The following is a 21,142-nucleotide window of genomic DNA, read 5'->3' on the forward strand; positions in this document are numbered from 1 at the left end:
CCGCGGGCATCAACGGCCGATGGCACGAATCTCGCAGATAGAGATTCTGCACGGCGGGTCCGCGTGCCGATCCGCGTTCGCGGCTGGCTTCAAGTGCCGGCCCGAAGGTAATCGGCCGCCGAAAGGACTACGAATCTTTATTGGCCCCCTGCACCACACGTAGATAGCCGCGCAGCGACGAGGCATCGCGCGCACAGGGAGACCATGATGGATAAGACGAAACAGCCGTTCCGCACGGCGGGACGGTGCTATCGCGCGACCTTGATGGCCGCAGCCGCGTTTGCGTGCTGCTGCTCGTATGCAGTCGCGCAGAACGCTGCGCCCGAGGCGGTCCCCAACGCGGACACAATAATGATGCTGGTCGACGACGCTACGTCGTGCGCAGCCAATCCGGTTGCGTGCGCGGCGCACGTCTATGCCGGCGGCGGCGGCGGTAACGGTGCCGGCACAAATGGCACTGGCGGCAGCCCTGGCAGCGGAAGCGGGAGCGGGAGCGGCGGAAATAACGGGAACGGCGCTGTCGGACCTGCTGGTGTCGGCGGAACGACAGGCGCAACGTCCGGCGGTACGGGCGGTACGAGCGGTACGGGCCGCGGAGGCAATGCGTCCGGCAATGGTGGTTCGGGCGGCGGCACTTCGGGTGGCGGTACCTCGGGTGGCGGTACTTCGGGCGGCGGCACTTCGGGTGGCGGCACTTCGGGTGGCGGTACTTCGGGTGGCGGCACTTCGGGTGGCGGCACTTCGGGTGGCGGCACTTCGGGTGGCGGTACTTCGGGTGGCGGTACTTCGGGTGGCGGCACTTCGGGTGGCGGCACTTCGGGTGGCGGTACTTCGGGTGGCGGTACTTCGGGTGGCAGTACTTCGGGTGGCGGTACTTCGGGTGGCAGTACTTCGGGTGGCGGTACTTCGGGTGGCGGCACTTCGGGTGGCGGCACTTCGGGTGGCGGTACCTCGGGTGGCGGTACCTCGGGTAGCGGAGGACATGGTGGTCATGGCGGGAACGGCAATGGTGGCGGCCATGGCGACGGTGACGGTGGTGGTCACGGCAATGGTGGCGGCCATGGCGACGGTGATGGCGGTGGCCACGGTAACGGTGGTGGCCATGGCGACGGTGATGGCGGTGGTCACGGCAACGGTGGTGGCCATGGCGACGGTGACGGCGGCGGTCACGGCAACGGCGGTGGCCATGGCGACGGTAATGGCGGTGGTCACGGCAACGGTAGCGGCCATGGCGACGGCGACGGCGGTGGTCACGGCACCGGTGGCGGCCATGGCGATGGTGGCGGCGGTAGCCACGGCAACGGCGGTCACGGTAATGGTGGTGCCAACGGCAGTGGCGGCGCCGGTAATGGCGGTGCCAACGGTGTCGGCAACGGCGCCGGTAATGGCAGTGGCGCTGGTGGCAACGGTGGCCACGGTAATGGCGGCGGCAACGGCAATGGCAACGGCAGTGGCGGCGCCGGTAATGGTGGTGCCAACGGTGCCGGCAACGGTGCCGGCAACGGTGCCGGCAACGGCGCCGGTAATGGCAGTGGTGCTGGTGGCAACGGTGGCCACGGTAATGGCGGCGGCAACGGCAATGGCAACGGCAGTGGCGGCGCCGGTAATGGCGGTGCCAACGGTGTCGGCAACGGCGCCGGTAATGGCAGTGGCGCTGGTGGCAACGGTGGCCACGGTAATGGCGGCGGCAACGGCAATGGCAACGGCAGTGGCGGCGCCGGTAATGGCGGTGCCAACGGTGTCGGCAACGGCGCCGGTAATGGCAGTGGCGCTGGTGGCAACGGTGGCCACGGTAATGGCGGCGGCAACGGCAATGGCAACGGCAGTGGCGGCGCCGGTAATGGCGGTGCCAACGGTGTCGGCAACGGCAACGGCAGCGGCGGCGGTCACGGCAACGGCGGATCGTCCGGAAGCAACCACTGACCTGAAGCGTTGCCCGGCCTGGTGCCGTCAGAGCATCTCGAGCGCGCGTTTGCTGCGCGGCGGACGGAAGTACGCGTCAAGCTGCGCGCGCTCGTCATCGCTCAACACGAAATCGAGCGCGGCACGGTTGTCGCGCACGTGTTCGATCCTCGCTGCCTTCGGTATCGCGAATACACCCGGCCGCGCGAGCACCCATGCAAGCGCGACGCGCATCACCGACACGCCGCGCTGTCGCGCGATCTCGTCGAGCGGCGAGCGCTTCGGCAGCCGCCCGTGATCGACGGGACTGTAGGCCATCGCCGGCATCCGGTGTTCGGCGAGCCACGGCAACAGGTCGAACTCCGGGCCGCGCCGCGCGATGTTGTAGAGAATCTGGTTGGTCGCACATGCGCCGCCGCCCGCTTCGTCGACGAGCTCGGCCAGGTCGGCCGTATCGAAGTTGCTCACGCCCCAGTGGCGGATCTTGCCCGCGCGCCGCAGCGCCTCGAAGCCCTCGACCGTCTCCTCGAGCGGCACCGAGCCGCGCCAGTGCAGCAGGTACAGGTCGAGGCGATCGGTACGCAAGCGCTTGAGGCTCGCGTCGCACGCGGCGACGACGCCACGCCGGCTCGCATGGTGCGGATAGACCTTGCTGACGAGGAACACGTCGTCGCGCAGGCCCGCGAGCGCCTCGCCGACGAGTTCCTCGGTCGCGCCCTCGCCGTACATCTCCGCCGTATCGACCAGCGTCATCCCGAGCGCGATGCCCTCGCGCAGCGCGGCGATCTCGTCCGCACGCCGGGCCGGCTGCTCGCCCATTTCCCAGGTGCCCTGGCCGAGCTTCGGAATCGTCTCGCCGTCCGGCAAGACGACCGTGGCGATCGTGTCTGTCATGCGCTCCTCGTTGTGGATTCGTGGCCGCGCACCGCGACCGAAGCATGGAATACGACGCATCAGTGTAGTCAATCGGCGCGGCACCGGCCTATTGCACGGCAAAAACCGGCTATAACGGCGCCGCATGATGACTTAGAATGGCCGCAACCTGATCGATACCCACCCCATGAAGGCACCCACGGACGACCGCTGGCAGGACCTGCGCCCCGACCCCGACAACGACACGCCGCTCTACCTGCAGCTCGCGCGCAAGCTCGGCGACGCGATCCACGACAACCGCTGGATGGCCGGTGAAGCGCTACCTTCGGAGCGCGTGCTGTCCGACGCGCTCGGCGTGTCGCGCATCACCGCGCGCAAGGCGATCGCGCTGCTCGTCGAGCAGGGCCTGATCCGCCGCACGCAAGGCGCGGGCAACTTCATCCAGCCGCGCTACGAGGATCCGCTGTCGCGGCTGTCGAGCTTCAGCGAGATACTCGAACGGCGCGGCTTCAAGCCGAGCTCGCAATGGCTCGCGCGCGAGATCCAGCCCGCGAACCGCGACGAGGTGATCCAGCTCGGGCTGTCGCCGGCCGCATCGGTCACGCGCCTGAAGCGCCTGCGCCTGGCCGACGGCATCGTGATGGCCGTCGAGAACTCGACGTTCCCCGCGACGCTGATTCCCGATCCGCAGGCGATCGGCGGTTCGCTGTACAGCTATCTCGAAGCGCGCGGCACGCCGATCGTACGCGCGCTGCAGCATTTCCGCGCGGTCAACGCGACCGACGAGATCGCCGAACAGATGGGCATCGCGCCGCACGACGCGCTGCTGCTGATCACGCGGATCGGCTATACGTCGGACCAGCGCGCGATCGAACTGACCGATACCTACTGCCGCAACGACTACTACGACTTCGTCGTCGAGTTGCGCAAGTAACGCACGCCGCGCTGTCGGCGCTCACAGCCAGCGCGCATCGTCGGTGCCGAGCGGCACGGGCGGCCACGCGAACGACGGCGGCGTCGCCGACAAGCGCTCGGCCGGCCGCACGGCGTCGATCGTGCCGAACGGCGACGCGATGCGGTCGATCCGGTCGCGCACGTCGGCGGGCGCGAGATCGGGCGCTTGCAGGCCGTCCGGCACGACGCCGAACGACTGCAGCCAGCGTCCCGTCTGCGCGAGCGACAGTCGCACGTGCCAGCTTCCCCCTTCGCGCGCACGGCGCGCGAGCGCGATCATCGCGCCGAACGCCGCGAGATAGCCCGTCGCATGATCGAGCGCCTGGCACGGCAGATGGCGCGGCTTGTCCGCGTGCGCGGCCTGCTGCTCCTGCCATGCGATCCCGCTCGCCGACTGCACGAGGCTGTCGAAGCCGCGCCGCTTCGCCCACGGCCCCGCGTGCCCGTATGCGGACACCGACACGCAGACGATGCCGGGCCGCAGCGCCGCCAGCGCCTGCAGCGCGAAACCGCGCGCCGCGAGCGCGCCGGGCCGGTACGACTGCAGGAGCACATCCGCATCGCGCACGAGCGCGCGCAGCGTATCGATGCCCACCGCGTCGCGCAGATCGATCCACGTCGAACGCTTGCCGCGCCCGTTGTCGATCACGAGCGGCGCGATGTTCGGCAGGTGCGGGCCGTTGACGAGCAGCGTCTGCGCGCCGTGCGACGCCAGCGTGCGACCCGCGACCGGCCCCGCGATGATGCGCGTGAGATCCAGCACGCGCACGCCGGCGAGCGGCTGGCCGGCTTCGCCGCGACCGATCGGCTCGACCGGCGCGTCGCCGATCCGCTCGATCTCGAACAGCGGCAGCGACGCGATCGCGTGCGCCTGTTCGTGCGCGGCCCATTCGTCAGGCATTCTGATCAACGCCGCGCACAGGCCGGCCTCGGCCAGCGCAGTATCGAGCGCTGCGCCGTCCCACGTGCGGATCGCCGCGGCGACCTCGGCCGGCTGCGCACCGCAACCGAGCACATCGAGTATCCCGTGCAGGTGATGCGGGAAGTTCGCGTGCAGCTGGATCCAGCGCCCGTCGCCCGTCTCGAAGAAGCCCGTCACCGGATGACGCAACTCCGGCGGCGGGCCGTCGTCCACGCGCAGGTAGCGTTCGCTGCGGAACGCGACGAGCGCGTCGCGCACCGACACGTCGACGGATTGCGCGACACCCGTGCGAAGCCGGTGGCATTCCGCCGCCGCGAGCCCGGCTGCCGCGATCGTCGCCGCGGCGAGTGTGCCGACATGGAACGTCGACGGCAGCGTCGGGTCCTGCCCTGTCACGGTCGCGCGGGCCAGCGCGCCGGGGTTGCCGTGTGCGAGTTGCCACAGATGCGTCAATGCGAGTTCGGGTGTCATGGCGAGATGGGCGCAGTAAGAGGAGACGAAATCGAGTCTAGAATTCGCGACGGGCGCGATCAATCTTGATTGCGCGAATCAATACATAACGAATAGTTGTAGCGGGGCCGCGCTTCATGTGCCCCGACAGGAGCGATCGGCATGACATCCCTCAGCGCGCAGGAAGCCGCCGGCATCCTCGGTGTCAGCGTGAGCACCCTCTATGCGTATGTGAGCCGCGGCCTGCTGCGCTCGCTGCCCGACGGCGCGACCAAGCGCCGCTGCTACGACGCGGACCAGGTGCGCCTGCTCGCGCGCCGCCGCGCCGATGCGAAACGCGCGGGCGGCGTCGCCGAGCGTTCGCTCGACTGGGGCGTGCCGGTGCTCGAATCGCGGATCACTCAGATCGCCGATGGCCGCCTGCGCTATCGCGGCGCCGATGCGATCGCACTTGCCGACGATGCGACACTCGAAGAGACGGCCGCGAGGCTCTGGGGCTGTCCGCCCGCGCGGCTTGCCGCCGCGTCGCTCGCGTCGACCGGTTTCGACGCCGCGCAGTGGGACGACTGGGCGCGCCGCTGGGCGCATCTCGCGCCACTCGAACGCACGCTGGTGCTGCTGCCTGCCGCGGCCGCATCGCTGCCGCGCCTGTGGGCGCAGGGGCGCGACGCGCAGCTCGATTCGGCCACGCTGCTGCTGCGGGTCGCGACGGCCGCGCTCGCCGGCATCGCGCCGGACGACGCGCCCGTGCACCGGCAGCTCGCTGCCGCGTGGCGCGTGCGACGGCGCGGCGAAGCCGACCTGCTGCGCCGCGCGCTCGTGCTGTGCGCCGATCACGAACTGAATCCTTCGACCTTTGCGGTGCGCTGCATCGCGTCGACCGGCACCCACCTGTTCGGCGCGATCGCGGGCGGGCTCGCGGCGTTGTCGGGCCCGCGCCACGGCGGCGAGACGTTCCGCGCGGGCACCCTGCTCGACGAAGCGGCCCGTGCCGCCGACCTCGATCGCACCCTCGCGCTGCGGCTTGCGCACGACGAACGTGCGGACGGCGGCCGCACGGCACTGCCCGGCTTCGCGCACCCGCTCTACCCCGACGGCGACCCGCGCGCGCGGGCGCTGCTCGACGCACTGCACGCCGCGGTGCCCGACCGTCCCGTGCTGCAGATGGCGCGCGCGCTCGCCGCGCGCGTCGAAGCGGCGACGGGCCTGCGGCCGGCGATCGATTTCGCGCTCGCGGTACTGGAGCGCACGCTCGCGCTGCCGGACGGCGCGGCGTTCACGCTGTTCGCGGCCGGCCGCACGGCCGGCTGGATCGCGCATGCGCTCGAACAGCATGCGGACGGCAAGCTGATCCGGCCCCGGGCGCGCTACGTCGGCAGCGACGCGGCCGCGTGACGCCGGCCGTCGCGCCACGCGACGAGCGACCGCCACCACGTCTGCGCGGCGCGCACGGCCGGCACCGCGAGCGGGCCGAACGCGAACGTCGCGCCGTGCGGCCCCGCGCTGACCCACACGCGCATGCCGGGCATGAGCGTCAGCGAATCGCCGGCGCCGAGCCAGTGATCGTCGGGCCGGCCCTCGATGGTCACCCACACTTCGCCCTCGGCCACCTGCAGTGCGGTGCGGTCGACGATCCGCCACCGTCCGGCCGGCTCGTCGCCTTCGATCACATAGAGTCGCAGTTCACGCATGGCAGCCTCCTGGTCGCACGGGTTCGATGGCACCAGTATTTCGGACAGTGGCAGCACACGAACAGATACGCCTGCAGACACTTTTGACTGAACTGTACTGGTCAGCGGACGGACGGGCATCCGCCGGCCGGATCTGGCGTCGCACCCCGCGCCGAACCTGCGCGGTGCGGCGGCTTTCCCTACAATGTCGGCTGTCCCGCGCCACCGCCCCGCCTTCATGTTCCAACACTCGCCTGCCGCCGCTCCCGGCGAAAAAAACCTCACCGTGATGCTCTGGCTCGTTGCGACGGGCTTCTTCATGCAGACGCTCGATTCGACGATCGTCAACACGGCGCTGCCGTCGATGGCCGCGAGCCTCGGCGAATCGCCGCTGCGGATGCAGTCGGTCGTGATCGCCTACTCGCTGACGATGGCAGTGATGATCCCCGTGTCGGGCTGGCTCGCCGATACCTTCGGCACGCGGCGCGTGTTCTTCAGCGCGATCCTGGTGTTCTCGCTCGGCTCGCTGCTGTGCGCGAACGCGCATACGCTGACGCAGCTCGTGGTGTTCCGCGTCGTGCAGGGGGTGGGCGGCGCGATGCTGCTGCCGGTCGGGCGGCTCGCGGTGCTGCGCACGTTCCCGGCCGAGCGCTACCTGCCCGCGCTGTCGTTCGTCGCGATTCCCGGCCTGATCGGTCCGCTGATCGGGCCGACGCTCGGCGGCTGGCTCGTGAAGATCGCGTCGTGGCACTGGATCTTCCTGATCAACGTGCCGGTCGGCGTCGCGGGCTGCATCGCGACCTTCTACTCGATGCCCGATTCGCGCAACCCGGCGGTCGGCCGCTTCGACCTGAAGGGTTATCTGCTGCTGACGATCGGCATGGTCGCGATCTCGCTGTCGCTCGACGGGCTCGCCGATCTCGGCATGCAGCACGCGGCCGTGCTCGTGCTGCTGATCCTGAGCCTCGCGTGCTTCGTCGCGTACGGGCTGTATGCGGTGCGCGCGCCGCAACCGATCTTCTCGCTCGAACTGTTCAGGATCCACACGTTCAGCGTCGGGCTGCTCGGCAACCTGTTCGCGCGGATCGGCAGCGGCGCGATGCCGTACCTGATCCCGCTGCTGCTGCAGGTGAGCCTCGGCTACTCGGCGTTCGAGGCCGGGCTGATGATGCTGCCGGTGGCGGCGGCCGGGATGTTCTCGAAGCGGATCATCACGCGCCTGATCACGCAGCACGGCTACCGCAAGGTGCTGCTCGCGAACACGATCATGGTCGGCGTGATGATGGCGAGCTTCGCGCTGATGCGCGACACGGTGCCCGTCTGGGTGAAGGTCGTGCATCTCGCGCTGTTCGGCGGCTTCAACTCGATGCAGTTCACCGCGATGAACACGCTGACGCTGAAGGATCTCGGCACGGGCGGCGCGAGCAGCGGCAACAGCCTGTTCTCGCTCGTGCAGATGCTGTCGATGAGCCTCGGCGTCACGGTCGCGGGCGCGTTGCTGGCGACGTTCACGGGCATGCTGCGCACCGTGACGCCGAGCAACACGCTGCCCGCGTTCCATGCGACATTCATCTGCGTCGGGATCATCACCGCCGCGTCCGCGTGGATCTTCGCGCAGCTCGCGCCCGAAATCCGCACCACCGCGCGCAAGACCGACCCGTCCGAGCGCGCGTGACGCGCGGCGCGCGCCGAACCGGTACGGTGCGCACCATCTCGGTGCAGCGCAGCCCCGCCATGCGCCCGCCATGCCTCGCGTGTCGGGCGCGACGGGCCGCCGCACGGGGCACGATGCCGTGCACGCTTCTTGCTGGCCTATTCTCTAGGTAAACTGGCAGTCTTCCATCGGCCGACATCATGAGCATGATCGACATCGATCCCCCCGGCTTTCAGCCGCCCCGCCCCGTCGCCGGCGACGACGGGAACCGGCGCACCGTGCTGTACGGCGGCTACACCGTGTTCAGCGTGTTCCAGCCCGTTTTCTCGGTGTCGCACCGCCGCGCGATCGGCTATCACGCATCGCTGCGCGCGCACGACGAGGAAAGCCGCCAGGTGGCGTCGCACGAGGTGTTCACGCAGGCGGCGCGGCGCGGCGACCTGCTCGAGCTCGGCCGGCTCGCCGAATCGCTGCATCTCGGCAACTTCCACGCGTTCGACAGTCATGACGAATGGCTCTTCCTGAGCCTGCATCCGGCCGCGCTGATGGACACCATCTACGGCGACGCGCTGCTCGCGAACCTGAAGGCGCTCGGGCTGCCACCGCACCGCGTGGTGCTCGAGGTGCCCGAGCAGGCGGGCGGCGAGACGCCGCGCTACGCGGCGATCATCGACGGGCTGCGCAAGGCAGGCTTCCTGATCGCGCTCGTCGGTTTCGGCGCGAAGCATTCGAACATCGACCGCGTGTGGCACCTGCATCCCGACATCGTCACGCTCGACCGCGGCATCCTCGCGCAGGCGAGCGAGCACTCGCATCTCGAACGCGTGCTGCCGGGGCTGGTGTCGCTGCTGCACGAATCCGGCCAGCTCGTGCTGATGGGCGGGCTCGCGACCGAGCGCGACGCGATGATCGCGCTCGAGTGCAACGTCGATTTCGTGCAGGGCCAGTACTTCGCGGGGCCGAGCGTCGACCCCGTGCAGCCGCAGGCCGCCGCGGGCTGCATGGATACGCTGTCGGCCGCGTTGCGGCTGCGCGTCGCACAACGCGAGCGCACGCAGGCGGAACGGCTCGCGCCGTACGTCGCCGCGCTCGAGGAAGCGAGCCAGAAGCTCGGCGCGGGCGAGCCGCTCACCGATGCCGCCGCCGCCGTGCTCGGGCTGCCCGAGACCGCACGCTGCTTCCTGCTCGACGCATCGGGGCGCCAGATCGGCGACAACGTGCTCGCGCGCGGCAGCGTGTCGCAGCGCGCCAAGCGCTTCCGGCCGCTGCTGCATTCCGAAGGCGCGAGCTGGGAGCGCCGCCCGTACTTCATCGACGCGATGCGTGCGCCGGGCCACGTGCATCTGACGCCGCCCTACCTGTCGATCAACGAGGCGCACCTGTGCGTGACCGCGTCGGTCGCCGCGCCCGCCGCGGCCGGCATGCAGGTGCTCTGCGTCGACATCAACTGGGAAGCGGCGCTCAACCGCGAGTGAACGCCACGGCGCGCCGCATTCACGCAGCGGCCGCCTTGCGCACGATCAGCCGGTGCACGCGCTTGCCGGACGATGCGCTGACGACCTCATGCTCGTCGATCACCTGCGTGCCGGCGCCGAGCGCCGCGTGCATCCGCGCCGAGTCGAGCGGCGTATAGAGGCGGCCGCGCTCGTCGCGCAACACGCCGTTTCCGGCCACCCGCCAGCTCAGGTACAACGTGCCGCCCGGCATCAGGAGATCGGCCAGCCGCGCGGTGGCCGCCGCCGCGTCCGCCTGTTCGAGGTGCATGACGACCGTTTCGCACAGCACGTTGCGAAACGCGCCGGACGGCACGCCGGCCAGCGCCGGCAGCGCAGCCAGTTCGAAGATCAGGTCCGGATGGCGCCACCGCGCCTCGTCGAGCAGCGCAGCGCTCGCGTCGTAGCCGCGCACTTCGAATCCGCGCGACGCGAGCCACGCCGTATCGCGCCCGGCTCCGCAGCCGACGTCCGCGGTCGGCCCCGGCGAGAAATGCTGTTCGAGCAGCGCGTACATGTCGTCGGGCGCAGCCTGGTCGAGCCAGTCCTGCGCATATTGCGCGGCATGGGTGTCGTAGGCGTCGAGAGTCGGGCGATCCACCATGGTGACTGCTCCACATAGGCGTCGTATGACGCACTCCGCATCTTAGCCGTTGCGCGGCGTGTGTGACGTCACACGCGCCCTCCGAGACGGCGGGCAAATCCCGCCCCTATGCGGCCCGCACGTCGCCCGCGCGCGGCGCCTGCGCGGTCAGCTCGGCCCACAGCGCATCGCCGCGCCAGGCCGGGCGCGCCGCCGCGCTTTCCGCGTCGTGGACGAGCGCGCACAGTCGCGCGTTGACGGGCGCCTGCGCGCCGAAGCGCGCGGCGAGCCGCACGATTTCGCCGTTGATCCACTCGACTTCCGTCGCACGGCGCGCCGCGAGGTCGTCGGACATCGACGAGCGCGCGAGCGGATCAATCGCGAGTATCCGGCCGCCGAGCACGCGGAACGCGGCATCGGGAAGATCGAGCACGGCCGGGATCCACGCGGCCGGCAACGGTGTCAGCCGCGCGGGCTGGATCGCGGCACGTGCAAGCCAGTGCAGCGCTTCGCGCTGCGCGAGCGCGACGCAGCGCCGGTACGCACGTTGCGCGAGTTCGTCGCGAAGCGGCAGGTTCGCGAGCGCATTGACCGCGTTGTTCAGGTTGAGCAGCAGCTTCGCCCACTGCACGGCGCGCATGTCGCGATGCAGCGCGAGCGGCAGCCCGGCGCGCGCGAATGCGCCGGCGAACGGCTGCAGCGCGGGCGATGCATCGGCCGCGAGCGTGCCGGCCGAACCCTGGTGAAACGCGCCGGGCCCGCGCTCGATCACGTTGAACGACACCATGCCGGCCAGCACGGTCGCTTGCGGCAGCGCGTCGCGCAGCACGTCGGCATTGTGCAAGCCGTTCTGGAAGCTGATCACGATCGTGCCCGGCTGCAGCACGCCAGCAAGCTGCGCCGCGGCGTCACGCGTCGCGGCCGACTTCACCGCGACGAGCACGAGCCGCGCGGCGGCCGCGGCCGCCGGATCGGTCGCGAATGCGACATCGGCCGGCGCGAGCGTCGTGCGATAGCCGCGCGGGTCGGTCAGCGTGAGCCCGTGCAGATGAATCGCGTCGCCGATCCGCGCGCGGCCGACGAGCGTCACGTTCGCACCGGCCGCCGCGAGCCGGCCGCCGAGATAGCAGCCGACGGCGCCTGCGCCGAACACGCAGACCGGCACGTCAGACATGCGAGTGCGCGCCGCCGTGCACGGGGCCGGCCCGCCGCTCGACTTCGCGGCGCACATCGCCGCGCAGCCCCGCGAAAAACGCGACCTCGGCGACCACGAACAGCGGCCCGACCATCAGGCCGACCAGATCGTCGACGAACGCGGGCTTGCGCCCTTCGAACCAGTGCCCGACGAACTGCACGATCCAGCCGACGACGAACGCGCCGATGCCGATCGCGAGCCATTGCGCGGTCGGCAGCAACGCGAGCGCCTGCGCGGCCCACAGGCCGAGCGCGAACAGCACGGTCATCACGATCCCGAACCGCAGGTCCAGACGCAGGTAGAACACCGCGAACGCGACGGCGAGCAGCAGCGCCGGCGACAGCGCGATGCCGGCCAGCATCCCGATCGCCGGCCGCGACAGCAGCACCTCGACCGCGAACACGATCATCGGGATGCCGACCAGGTGCGTCGCGATGTTGCGCGCGTCGCGATGGTAGGCCGCATACTGGGACAGATGGTCTTCGAGCGTCTTCATGGCGTCTCCTGGCCGGTCGATGAGCGCTATGATGCGCGTCACGCCCGAGAACCTCTGTCAGCTACCCGACATCGCGTGCCCATGCCCTCGTCGCTCGCCCCCTACCTGCCGCTGATCGACGCGAATCCGTGGTTTGCTGCGCTGCCGCCCGCGTTGCGCGCGGACCTGCTGGCCCGCGCGGCGCTGCGCCGCCTGCCGGCCGGCCACGCGCTGTTCCGGCGCGGCGACCCGCCGTGCGGGCTGTACGCGGTACTGGCCGGTTCACTCACGATAGGTGCGGTCAATCCGCAGGGCAAGGAAGCGCTGCTGACGGTCGCCGAGCCCGTCACCTGGTTCGGCGAAATCGCGCTGTTCGACGGCCAGCCGCGCACGCACGACGCGATCGCGCTCGATGACACGCTGCTGCTGCACGTCCCGCAGGCTGCGCTGCTCGCGATTCTCGACGCGACACCGCAATACTGGCGGCAATTCGCGCTGCTGATGGCGCAAAAGCTGCGCCTGAGCTTCCTGACCGTCGAATCGATGAGCGTGATGCCGGCCGCGCAGCGGCTCGCCGCGCGCCTGCTGATGATCGCCGACGGCTACGGCGGCATCAGTGCCGGACGCACACACATCCGGCTGTCGCAGGAAACGCTCGCATCGATGCTGTCGCTGACGCGGCAGACCACCAACCAGTTGCTGAAGGCGCTGCAGGCCGACGGCGTCGTGAGGCTGCATGTCGGCGAGATCGAGCTCGTCGACATCGACGCACTACGCCGCGCCAGCAGGCTGGCCGACGGCGCGCACTGAACAGGGCGCCACGGCCGCCGCGCGAGGCCCCGTCGTCACGGCGTTGCGCTATCGTGGCGGCTCGCTCCGTCCACCGCCCGCATCGCCTTGAACACGTCGACCGTCCCCGCCCCCTCCCGTCATCCGTGGCCCGTGTTCGTCGCCTTCCTGCGGCTCGGCCTCACGTCGTTCGGCGGCCCGGTCGCGCATCTCGGCTACTTCCGCGCCGAGTTCGTCACGCGGCGCGGCTGGCTCACCGAGCGCACGTATGCGGATCTCGTCGGGCTGTGCCAGTTCCTGCCGGGGCCCGCGAGCAGCCAGGTCGGGATGGCGATCGGCCTCGCGCGCGCCGGCTATGCGGGAATGTTCGCCGCGTGGCTCGGCTTCACACTGCCGTCGGCGCTGCTGATGATGCTGTTCGCGCTCGGCGTTCACGCGACCGGCGCGCCGATCGAAGCCGGCGCGCTGCACGGGCTTCGCATCGTGTCGGTTGCCGTGATCGCGCAAGCCGTCTGGGGCATGGCGCGCACGCTGTGCCCGGATGCGCGCCGCGTCACGCTGATGGCCGCGGCCGCGTGCGTCGCACTGCTCGCGCCGGCCTCGTGGACGCAGGTGGCCGTGATCGTCGTGGCCGGTGCGGCCGGCCTCGTGTTGCTGCCGCAGCCGGCGCGCGGCGCCCACGATCCGTTGCCGCTGCACGTGTCGCACCGCGCGGGCGTGCTGTGGCTCGCGCTGTTCGCCGCGCTGCTCGTCGTGCTGCCGCTCGCGGCCCGCGCGCTCCGCTCCGACACGCTCGCCGTCGTCGACGCCTTCTTCCGCACGGGCGCGCTCGTGTTCGGCGGCGGGCATGTGGTGCTCCCGCTGCTGCAGGCCGCCGTGGTCGCGCCCGGCTGGGTCAGCGATTCGGCGTTCCTCGCCGGGTATGGCGTCGCGCAAGCCGTGCCGGGGCCGCTGTTCACCTTCTCGGCCTTCCTCGGCGCTTCGTTGCACGACGCGCCGAACGGCTGGCTCGGCGGGACGATCGCGCTGGTCTCGATCTTCGCTCCGTCGTTCCTGCTGGTTGCCGGTACCGCGCCGTTCTGGGAACGCCTGCGCCGCAGCACACGCATGCAGGCCGGGCTCGCAGGCGTGAACGCGGCCGTCGTCGGGCTGCTGCTCGCCGCGCTCTATCACCCGGTCTGGACCGACACGATCGAGTCGCCGCGCGACCTGGCCGCCGCGCTCGTCGCGTTCGTCGCGCTGACGTTCTGGCGCGTGCCGCCATGGGCCGTCGTGATCGCAAGCGCGGCGCTCGGCTGGGTGCTCGGTATGGTCGCCTGATCCGGCAAACGCGGCACGTTCCTGCGGGACAAAAACAAAAAAGCCCTCGCAGCGAGGGCTTTTTCTGGGTACCGCGCGCCGTAGCGGCGCGCAGGCACCGGGACTTACGCGAAGTTCTTCGCTGCGAAGTCCCAGTTCACGATGTTCCAGAACGCTTCGACGAACTTCGGACGCGCGTTGCGGTAGTCGATGTAGTACGCATGTTCCCACACGTCGATCGTCAGCAGCGCCTTGTCGGCGGTCGTCAGCGGCGTGGCGGCGTTGCTCGTCGACACGATGTCGAGCGAACCGTCAGCCTTCTTCACGAGCCATGCCCAGCCCGAGCCGAACGTGCCGACTGCAGCCTTCGTGAACGCTTCCTTGAATGCGTCGTACGAACCCCACTTCGCGTTGATCGCGTCGCCCAGCGCGCCCGTCGGTGCGCCGCCGCCGTTCGGCGACAGGCTGTTCCAGAAGAACGTGTGGTTCCAGATTTGCGCGGCGTTGTTGAAGATGCCGCCCGACGACTTCTTCACGATCTCTTCCAGCGACAGGGTTTCGAATTCCGTGCCCGGGATCAGATTGTTCAGGTTCGTCACATAAGCCTGATGATGCTTGCCGTAGTGGTACTGGATCGTCTCGAGCGAGATGGTCGGCGCGAGAGCGTCTTCAGCGTACGGGAGCGGCGGGAGCGTATGAGCCATGGCGATTCCTTCGTTGAGTATGTAGGGGGGCTTGTGTTGGATGCTGCCGAGCGTCCGATTGTAGGCGAGGACGAATAACCCCGCAAACTCACGGGCCATTTATCCGCGGTATGCGGAAAAGCGATGTTTGCGCAACGTCCGGCAGGACGAGCCGACGATGCGCAGCATCCGTTCCCGTGCGTGATACGTCTGTCGCGGGACCTTCGTTTCGCTTACGCCGGCCGGCTCAGATCGTATCGGTCAGGCGCGGCTGCACGTCGGCAAGCGACACGTCGGCCGAGCCTTCGGCGAGATGCACGGTCAGGCGCCGCTGCGGCTTCAGCGCGCCCGGCGCGCGCACCGCGCGGCCAGTCTGCGCGTCGATGATCGCCGCATAACCGCGCTCGAGCGTGCGCTGCGGGCTCAGCACCTCGAGCCGTGCCGCACAGGTTGACACGCGTGCCGTGTCGCGTTCGTGACGGCGCTGCAATGCCAGCGCGAGACGTTGCGACAGCCCCGCGAGCGCCTGGCGCGCCGGTGACGAATCGGGCCGCGCGCGCTGCCAGCGCAGTTGCGCGAGCGCGAAACGCGCACGCGCGTCGCGCACGGGCCGCGAGGCCGCCGACGCGAGCCGCACCGCGAGCTGCTCGATGTGCGTACGCTGCCGCTGCAGCCGCTCGGCCGGGCTCACGAGCCGGCGCGCGAGCCAGTCGAGCTGCTGCGCGCGCTGTTCGAGCACGCGTTCGATGCCGCGCGCGAGCGCCCGCTGGCGGTCGCCGACTTCGCGCAGCAGCAGCGCGCGCTGCGGGCTCGCGAGTTCGGCCGCACCGGTCGGCGTCGGCGCGCGCACGTCGGCCGCGAAGTCCGCGATCGTGAAATCGGTTTCGTGCCCGACGCCGCTGACGACCGGCAGTTCGCTCGCCGCGATCGCGCGCGCCAGCGCTTCATCGTTGAACGACCACAGATCCTCGATCGAGCCGCCGCCGCGACAGACCAGCAGCACGTCGACCTCGCGCCGTGCATTCGCGGCCTGGACGGCCGCGACGAGCTTTTCGGCGGAACCGGCACCCTGCACGGGCGCCGGATAGACGATGACCGGAATGTGCGGCGCGCGGCGTGCGAGCGTGGTCAGCACGTCGCGCAGCGCCGCGGCCTGCAGCGACGTGACGATGCCGATCGCGCGCGGATGGGCCGGCAATGGCCGCTTGCGCTCGGGCGCGAAGAGCCCCTCGCCTTCGAGCTGCGCCTTCAGCCGCAGGAACGCCTCGTACAGGCGCCCCTGCCCGGTGCGCCGCACGGCCTCGACGTTGAGCTGCACTTCGCCGCGCGGCTCGTACATCGTGACGACCGCGCGCACCTCGATCCGGTCGCCTTCGCGCGGCGTGAATTCCGCGTATTGCGCGCGACCGCGGAACATCACGCAGCGCATCTGCGCCTGCTGGTCCTTGATCGAGAAATACCAGTGGCCGCTCGCGGCGCGCGTGAAATTCGACACTTCGCCCGAAATCCACAGCAGCGGAAACGAGCGCTCGAGCATCGTCGAAATCGCGCGATTGAGCGCCGAAACGGGAATCACTTCGTCGCCGCCGCGGGTCGCGCCGGGTGCGGCAAAAGGGGAATCGGAAAGCATGGACGGTCGGATGAATGCTGGCGGCCACACGATAGTCCGACACGCGCGCGGCGTCCAGCGCCGGCCGCATTCGCGGCCATGCGCGGAAGGTGTCCACATTCTGGCAATCGTCCGCCTAAAACGCGTGGAAACCCCGGAAAAATCCAGACAATTCCATGTAATGCATTGATTTTTATAGATTTTTAAACCTTTCGGAATGATTCTCATCCGATTCGATGCCCACCCGGCGGGCGTTTGAGGCAATCGGCCGGGGAGTTTTTCACAGAGTTATCCACAGGCCGCCGCGATCCGGCCCCGCGGGCTGTGTCGGCCGGTCGCGCTTGCCGCGTCCGCGTGCGGCGCGCTAGAGTGCCGCCTTCCGCAGACCCCGCGGCATGCGCCGCCCAACGGAGAATCCGCCTTGACGAATCCGTCCCACGCCACGGCGCACGACGCGCCGCGCCCGGCCCGATGAGCGCGCCCGGCGGCCCGCTCGCCCGGCTCGAAGCGCACCTGACACGCGAATGGCAGCGGCGCGGCGCGCTCGCGTGGGCGCTCACGCCGTTCGCGTGCGTGTTCGGCCTGTGCGCGGCGCTGCGGCGCACCGCTTACGCGCAGGGCTGGAAGAAGCCGGTCGACGTCGGTGTGCCCGTCGTCGTGGTCGGCAACGTGACCGTCGGCGGCACCGGCAAGACGCCGACCGTGATCGCGCTGGTCGACGCGCTGCGGGCGGCCGGCTTCACGCCCGGCGTCGTGTCGCGCGGCTACGGCGCGAACGTGAAGGCGCCGACCGCCGTCACGCCCGCGTCGCGCGCGGGCGCGGCCGGCGACGAACCGCTGCTGATCGCGCGCCGCACCGGCGCGCCCGTCTGGGTGTGCCCCGACCGCGTCGCGGCCGCGCAGGCGCTGCGCGCCGCGCATCCGGACGTCGACGTGATCGTCAGCGACGACGGCCTCCAGCACTACCGCCTCGCGCGCACGGTCGAACTCGTCGTGTTCGACCACCGGCTCGGCGGCAACGGCTTCCTGCTGCCGGCCGGCCCGCTGCGCGAGCCGCTGTCGCGGCACCGCGACGCCACGCTCGTCAACGATCCGTACAGCGGCACGCTGCCGCCGTGGCCCGACACCTACTCGCTCGCGCTCGCGCCGGGCGCCGCGTGGCACCTCGACCAGCCCGCGCTGCGCCGCCCGCTGTCGCAGTTCGCGAACGAGCGCGTGCTCGCCGCGGCCGGCATCGGCGCGCCGGAACGCTTCTTCGCGACGCTGCGCGCGGCCGGTCTCGCACCCGCGACGCGCGCGCTGCCCGACCACTACGCGTTCGCCGACAATCCGTTCGTCGACGACGCCGTCGACGCAATCCTGATTACCGAGAAGGATGCAGTAAAATTGGGCGCTTCCTGGCGCGACGCTCGACTCTGGGTCGTCCCCGTCGAAGCCGCGCTCGACCCTCGCCTCATTGCCCTCGTTGTGGAGAAACTCCGTGGACGCTCGCCTGCTTGAAATCCTTGTGTGCCCTATCTGCAAAGGCCCGCTCCACTACGACCGTGCCGCGCAGGAGCTGATCTGCAACGCGGACAAGCTCGCCTACCCGATCCGCGACGGCATCCCCGTGATGCTCGTCGACGAAGCGCGCCAGACCGTCGAAGGCACGCCGGTCGACCCGGCCGGCCGCTAAGCCGCTCACCGGCGGCCCGGCCGCGGCCCATCCCCGGCCGGGCCGCCGAACCCCGCCGGGCAACCGGCTCCGGACGCGCCGCCCGCCTCGTCCTTCTCACCGCTCACCCCCGATGACTCACCCGCAACCTTTCATCGCCGTCATTCCCGCCAGGCTCGCGTCGACGCGGCTCCCGAACAAGCCGCTCGCCGATCTCGGCGGCAAGCCGATGGTCGTGCGCGTCGCCGAGCGCGCGCGCGAAGCGGGCGCGCAGCAGGTGCTCGTCGCGTCCGACGCGCAGAGCGTGCTCGATGCGGCGCGCGATCACGGCTTCGAAGCGGTGCTGACGCGTGCCGACCATCCGTCCGGCACCGACCGGCTCGCGGAAGTCGCAGCGACGTTCGGGTGGAGCGACGACACCGTCGTCGTCAACGTGCAGGGCGACGAGCCGCTGATCGACCCCGTGCTCGTGCGCGACGTGGCGTCGCACCTGGCCGCGCATCCGGCCTGTGCGATCGCGACGGCCGCACACCCGATTCACGAAGCGGCCGATGTGTTCAACCCGAACGTCGTGAAGGTCGCGCTCGACGCGCAGAGCGTCGCGCTGTACTTCTCGCGCGCGCCGATTCCGTGGAGCCGCGACGCATACCAGCCGCACTGGCCCGACGTCGCGGCCATGCCAGCTCCGGCATTCCCGGTCTACCGGCACATCGGCCTCTATGCGTATCGCGCGCGTTTCCTGCGCACGTATCCGTCGCTCGCGCAGGCGCCGATCGAACAGGCCGAGCAGCTCGAACAGCTGCGCGCGATCTGGCACGGCGAACGCATCGCGGTGCTGATCACCGAGCGCGCGCCCGAAGCCGGCATCGACACGCCGGCCGATCTCGCGCGCGTGCAGGCCCTTTTTCAGCCGGGATCAAAATAACCCGTGGCATAATCAAGCGATTGTGCGAGCCGTCCGCGACCAGCGCGTCCTCGCTTGACCCCGCCCGCGGCCCTGCCGGCAGCCGCGCGTCGCCAAAGCCGACGCGCCGCATCAGACCAGTCCGCCGCGCGCCAGGCAAGCCCCGCGCACGCTGTCGCCGGCGCCTTTGCGTCTCGCCACACGAATCTACATACCGGAGATATCACCATGCGTTTGATCCTGTTGGGCGCGCCCGGCGCGGGAAAGGGCACCCAGGCAAACTTCATCAAGGAAAAGTTCGGCATCCCGCAAATCTCGACGGGCGACATGCTGCGCGCGGCCGTGAAGGCCGGCACACCGCTCGGCGTCGAGGCGAAGGGCTACATGGACGCCGGCAAGCTCGTGCCGGACGCGCTGATCATCGGCCTCGTCAAGGAGCGCCTGAAGGAATCCGACTGCGCGAACGGCTATCTGTTCGACGGTTTCCCGCGCACGATCGCGCAGGCTGACGCGATGAAAGAAGCCGGCGTCGCGATCGACTACGTGCTCGAGATCGACGTGCCGTTCTCGGAAATCGTCGAGCGCATCAGCGGCCGCCGCACGCACCCGGCATCGGGCCGCACGTACCACGTCAAGTTCAACCCGCCGAAGGTCGAGGGCCACGACGACGTGACGGGCGAACCGCTGATCCAGCGCGACGACGACAAGGAAGAAACCGTCAAGAAGCGTCTCGAAGTGTACGAAGCGCAGACCAAGCCGCTGATCACGTACTACGGCGACTGGGCGCAGCGCGGCGAGGAAAACGGCCTGAAGGCGCCGCAGTATCGCAAGATCTCGGGCCTCGGCAGCGTCGATGAAATCCGCGAGCGCGCGTTTGACGCACTGAAGTAAGCACCGCGTCGCGCCCCCACGAGCCGCCCTTTCCGGGCGGCTTTTTTTCGCCCGGCCGATATTCGCACGACCGTTCTTGTCTCGCCGCCGCGCGAGGGCGCCCCGTACAATCGATCGAACGCGTGCGCCCCCGCCAACCGGCGCACCGGCTTTTCAACCGATCGTGTGGCATCGGACAGAACAACCGCTTTGCGTGGGACCTCCCCAAGCGCTAAAGCGCCAAGGACGGTCGACCGCGTTGCATGGGACCGCCCCAAGCGCTAAAACGCCAAGGGCGGTCGACCGCTTTTGCATGGGACCTCCCTAAGCGCTAAAGCGCCAAGGGCGGTCGACAAAGGAGACAGTCATGGATATTCGCGGCAGCGTCTTTCTGATCACGGGCGGCGCATCGGGCCTCGGCGCCGGAACAGCCCGGATGCTCGCGCAGGCGGGCGGCAAGGTCGTGCTCGCCGACCTGAACGAGGCGGCGGGCGCTGCGCTCGCGACCGAGCTGGGCGGCGTCTTCGTGCGCTGCGACGTGTCGAGCGAGGCCGACGCGCAGGCGGCCGTCGACGCGGCGACGCGCGCGGGCACGCTGCGCGGCCTCGTGAACTGCGCGGGCATCGCGCCCGCCGCGAAAACGGTCGGCAAGGACGGTGCGCATCCGCTCCACGTGTTCGCGAGGACGATCAACGTGAACCTCGTCGGCACGTTCAACATGATCCGGCTCGCGGCCGCCGTGATGGCTGCGACCGCGCCGACCTCGGAAGGCGAGCGCGGCGTGATCGTCAGCACCGCGTCGGTCGCCGCATTCGACGGGCAGATCGGCCAGGCCGCTTACGCGGCATCGAAGGCCGGTGTCGCGGGCATGACATTGCCGATCGCGCGCGACCTGTCGCGCAGCGGCATCCGCGTGATGACGATCGCGCCCGGCCTGTTCGAGACGCCGATGCTGCTCGGCATGCCGAAGGACGTGCAGGACGCGCTCGGCGCGATGGTGCCGTTCCCGCCGCGGCTCGGCAAACCGGCCGAATACGCGATGCTGGTGCGCCAGATCGTCGAGAATCCGATGCTCAACGGCGAAGTGATCCGCCTCGACGGCGCGATCCGGATGCAGCCGAAGTAAGCCCGCATGAAAAACGCCCGCGATGCGGGCGTTTTTT

At 70.0% G+C, this 21,142-nt stretch carries 20 protein-coding genes; 11 read left to right on the forward strand and 9 right to left on the reverse strand.

The annotated features are described in order from the left end of the window. Window positions 1-9: 9 nt before the first annotated feature. Both CUJ89_RS39085 and CUJ89_RS14130 read right to left on the reverse strand, forming a co-directional pair. Window positions 10-1,890, reverse strand: a complete 1,881-nt coding sequence (locus tag CUJ89_RS39085) for a hypothetical protein (RefSeq protein ID WP_161556539.1) — start codon at window positions 1,888-1,890, stop codon at window positions 10-12. Window positions 1,891-1,950: 60 nt separating this feature from the next. Next, a complete protein-coding gene (locus CUJ89_RS14130) occupies window positions 1,951-2,796 on the reverse strand; it encodes an aldo/keto reductase (RefSeq protein ID WP_114177856.1) in 846 nt (281 codons plus the stop codon). Between the two features lie 166 nt (window positions 2,797-2,962). Between CUJ89_RS14130 and CUJ89_RS14135 the strand changes: the two genes are divergently transcribed. Beyond that, entirely contained in the window at window positions 2,963-3,709 is a 747-nt protein-coding gene (locus CUJ89_RS14135; RefSeq protein ID WP_114177857.1) for a GntR family transcriptional regulator, read from the forward strand. 21 nt (window positions 3,710-3,730) lie between these two features. Here CUJ89_RS14135 and CUJ89_RS14140 read toward each other — a convergent pair whose 3' ends face one another. Continuing rightward, a complete protein-coding gene (locus CUJ89_RS14140; protein WP_114177858.1) occupies window positions 3,731-5,122 on the reverse strand; it encodes a CoA transferase in 1,392 nt (463 codons plus the stop codon). Between the two features lie 141 nt (window positions 5,123-5,263). Here CUJ89_RS14140 and CUJ89_RS14145 point away from each other — a divergent pair, with 141 nt between their 5' ends. Next, the gene (locus CUJ89_RS14145; RefSeq protein ID WP_114177859.1) at window positions 5,264-6,496 is read left to right on the forward strand and encodes a citrate/2-methylcitrate synthase; all 1,233 of its coding nucleotides are present in this window, start codon (window positions 5,264-5,266) and stop codon (window positions 6,494-6,496) included. On the opposite strand, the gene CUJ89_RS14150 is transcribed toward CUJ89_RS14145, so the two are convergent. Continuing rightward, entirely contained in the window at window positions 6,469-6,792 is a 324-nt protein-coding gene (locus CUJ89_RS14150) for a DUF2917 domain-containing protein (RefSeq protein WP_114177860.1), read from the reverse strand. The genes CUJ89_RS14145 and CUJ89_RS14150 overlap by 28 nt on opposite strands. A 217-nt stretch (window positions 6,793-7,009) precedes the next feature. On the opposite strand from CUJ89_RS14150, the gene mdtD reads away from it, so the two are divergent. Together mdtD and CUJ89_RS14165 are read left to right on the forward strand one after the other, a co-directional pair. Further along, a complete protein-coding gene (gene mdtD / locus CUJ89_RS14160) occupies window positions 7,010-8,446 on the forward strand; it encodes a multidrug transporter subunit MdtD (protein WP_114177861.1) in 1,437 nt (478 codons plus the stop codon). 179 nt (window positions 8,447-8,625) lie between these two features. Beyond that, a complete protein-coding gene (locus CUJ89_RS14165) occupies window positions 8,626-9,900 on the forward strand; it encodes an EAL domain-containing protein (protein WP_114177862.1) in 1,275 nt (424 codons plus the stop codon). Between the two features lie 19 nt (window positions 9,901-9,919). Here CUJ89_RS14165 and CUJ89_RS14170 read toward each other — a convergent pair whose 3' ends face one another. From CUJ89_RS14170 to CUJ89_RS14180, 3 genes are all read right to left on the reverse strand, one after another. Next, complete coding sequence (locus CUJ89_RS14170; RefSeq protein WP_114177863.1) at window positions 9,920-10,522, reverse strand: class I SAM-dependent methyltransferase; 603 nt, start codon at window positions 10,520-10,522, stop codon at window positions 9,920-9,922. A 106-nt stretch (window positions 10,523-10,628) separates the two neighbouring features. After that, window positions 10,629-11,675, reverse strand: a complete 1,047-nt coding sequence (locus CUJ89_RS14175; protein ID WP_114178618.1) for a 2-dehydropantoate 2-reductase — start codon at window positions 11,673-11,675, stop codon at window positions 10,629-10,631. Beyond that, window positions 11,668-12,192, reverse strand: a complete 525-nt coding sequence (locus tag CUJ89_RS14180) for a DUF962 domain-containing protein (protein WP_114177864.1) — start codon at window positions 12,190-12,192, stop codon at window positions 11,668-11,670. The genes CUJ89_RS14175 and CUJ89_RS14180 overlap by 8 nt, the downstream gene beginning before the upstream one ends. 81 nt (window positions 12,193-12,273) lie before the next feature. Here CUJ89_RS14180 and CUJ89_RS14185 point away from each other — a divergent pair, with 81 nt between their 5' ends. Together CUJ89_RS14185 and chrA are read left to right on the forward strand one after the other, a co-directional pair. Further along, a complete protein-coding gene (locus tag CUJ89_RS14185; RefSeq protein WP_114177865.1) occupies window positions 12,274-12,981 on the forward strand; it encodes a Crp/Fnr family transcriptional regulator in 708 nt (235 codons plus the stop codon). Between the two features lie 87 nt (window positions 12,982-13,068). Then, window positions 13,069-14,280, forward strand: coding sequence for a chromate efflux transporter (chrA, locus tag CUJ89_RS14190; protein WP_114177866.1), 1,212 nt, complete (start codon window positions 13,069-13,071; stop codon window positions 14,278-14,280). Window positions 14,281-14,384: 104 nt separating this feature from the next. On the opposite strand, the gene sodB is transcribed toward chrA, so the two are convergent. Beyond that, a complete protein-coding gene (gene sodB, locus CUJ89_RS14195; protein WP_114177867.1) occupies window positions 14,385-14,963 on the reverse strand; it encodes a superoxide dismutase [Fe] in 579 nt (192 codons plus the stop codon). A gap of 226 nt (window positions 14,964-15,189) precedes the next feature. Continuing rightward, window positions 15,190-16,572: an exodeoxyribonuclease VII large subunit gene (gene xseA / locus CUJ89_RS14200; protein ID WP_114177868.1), complete on the reverse strand. Its 1,383-nt coding sequence runs from the start codon at window positions 16,570-16,572 to the stop codon at window positions 15,190-15,192. Between the two features lie 450 nt (window positions 16,573-17,022). Between xseA and lpxK the strand changes: the two genes are divergently transcribed. From lpxK to CUJ89_RS14225, 5 genes are all read left to right on the forward strand, one after another. Further along, the gene (gene lpxK, locus CUJ89_RS14205; protein WP_114177869.1) at window positions 17,023-18,051 is read left to right on the forward strand and encodes a tetraacyldisaccharide 4'-kinase; all 1,029 of its coding nucleotides are present in this window, start codon (window positions 17,023-17,025) and stop codon (window positions 18,049-18,051) included. Beyond that, window positions 18,032-18,226 (forward strand): Trm112 family protein, encoded by a 195-nt coding sequence (locus CUJ89_RS14210; protein ID WP_010090898.1) that lies wholly within the window; start codon window positions 18,032-18,034, stop codon window positions 18,224-18,226. Before lpxK ends, CUJ89_RS14210 begins: the two co-directional genes overlap by 20 nt. A 112-nt stretch (window positions 18,227-18,338) precedes the next feature. Further along, the gene (kdsB, locus tag CUJ89_RS14215; protein WP_114177870.1) at window positions 18,339-19,130 is read left to right on the forward strand and encodes a 3-deoxy-manno-octulosonate cytidylyltransferase; all 792 of its coding nucleotides are present in this window, start codon (window positions 18,339-18,341) and stop codon (window positions 19,128-19,130) included. Window positions 19,131-19,337: 207 nt separating this feature from the next. Further along, on the forward strand, window positions 19,338-20,000 hold the full coding sequence (adk, locus tag CUJ89_RS14220) for an adenylate kinase (RefSeq protein ID WP_114177871.1): 663 nt from the start codon (window positions 19,338-19,340) through the stop codon (window positions 19,998-20,000). A gap of 346 nt (window positions 20,001-20,346) precedes the next feature. Continuing rightward, window positions 20,347-21,105, forward strand: coding sequence for an SDR family NAD(P)-dependent oxidoreductase (locus tag CUJ89_RS14225; RefSeq protein WP_114177872.1), 759 nt, complete (start codon window positions 20,347-20,349; stop codon window positions 21,103-21,105). Window positions 21,106-21,142: the final 37 nt, after the last annotated feature.

Source organism: Burkholderia pyrrocinia (genome assembly GCF_003330765.1).
Taxonomy (GTDB): domain Bacteria; phylum Pseudomonadota; class Gammaproteobacteria; order Burkholderiales; family Burkholderiaceae; genus Burkholderia; species Burkholderia pyrrocinia_B.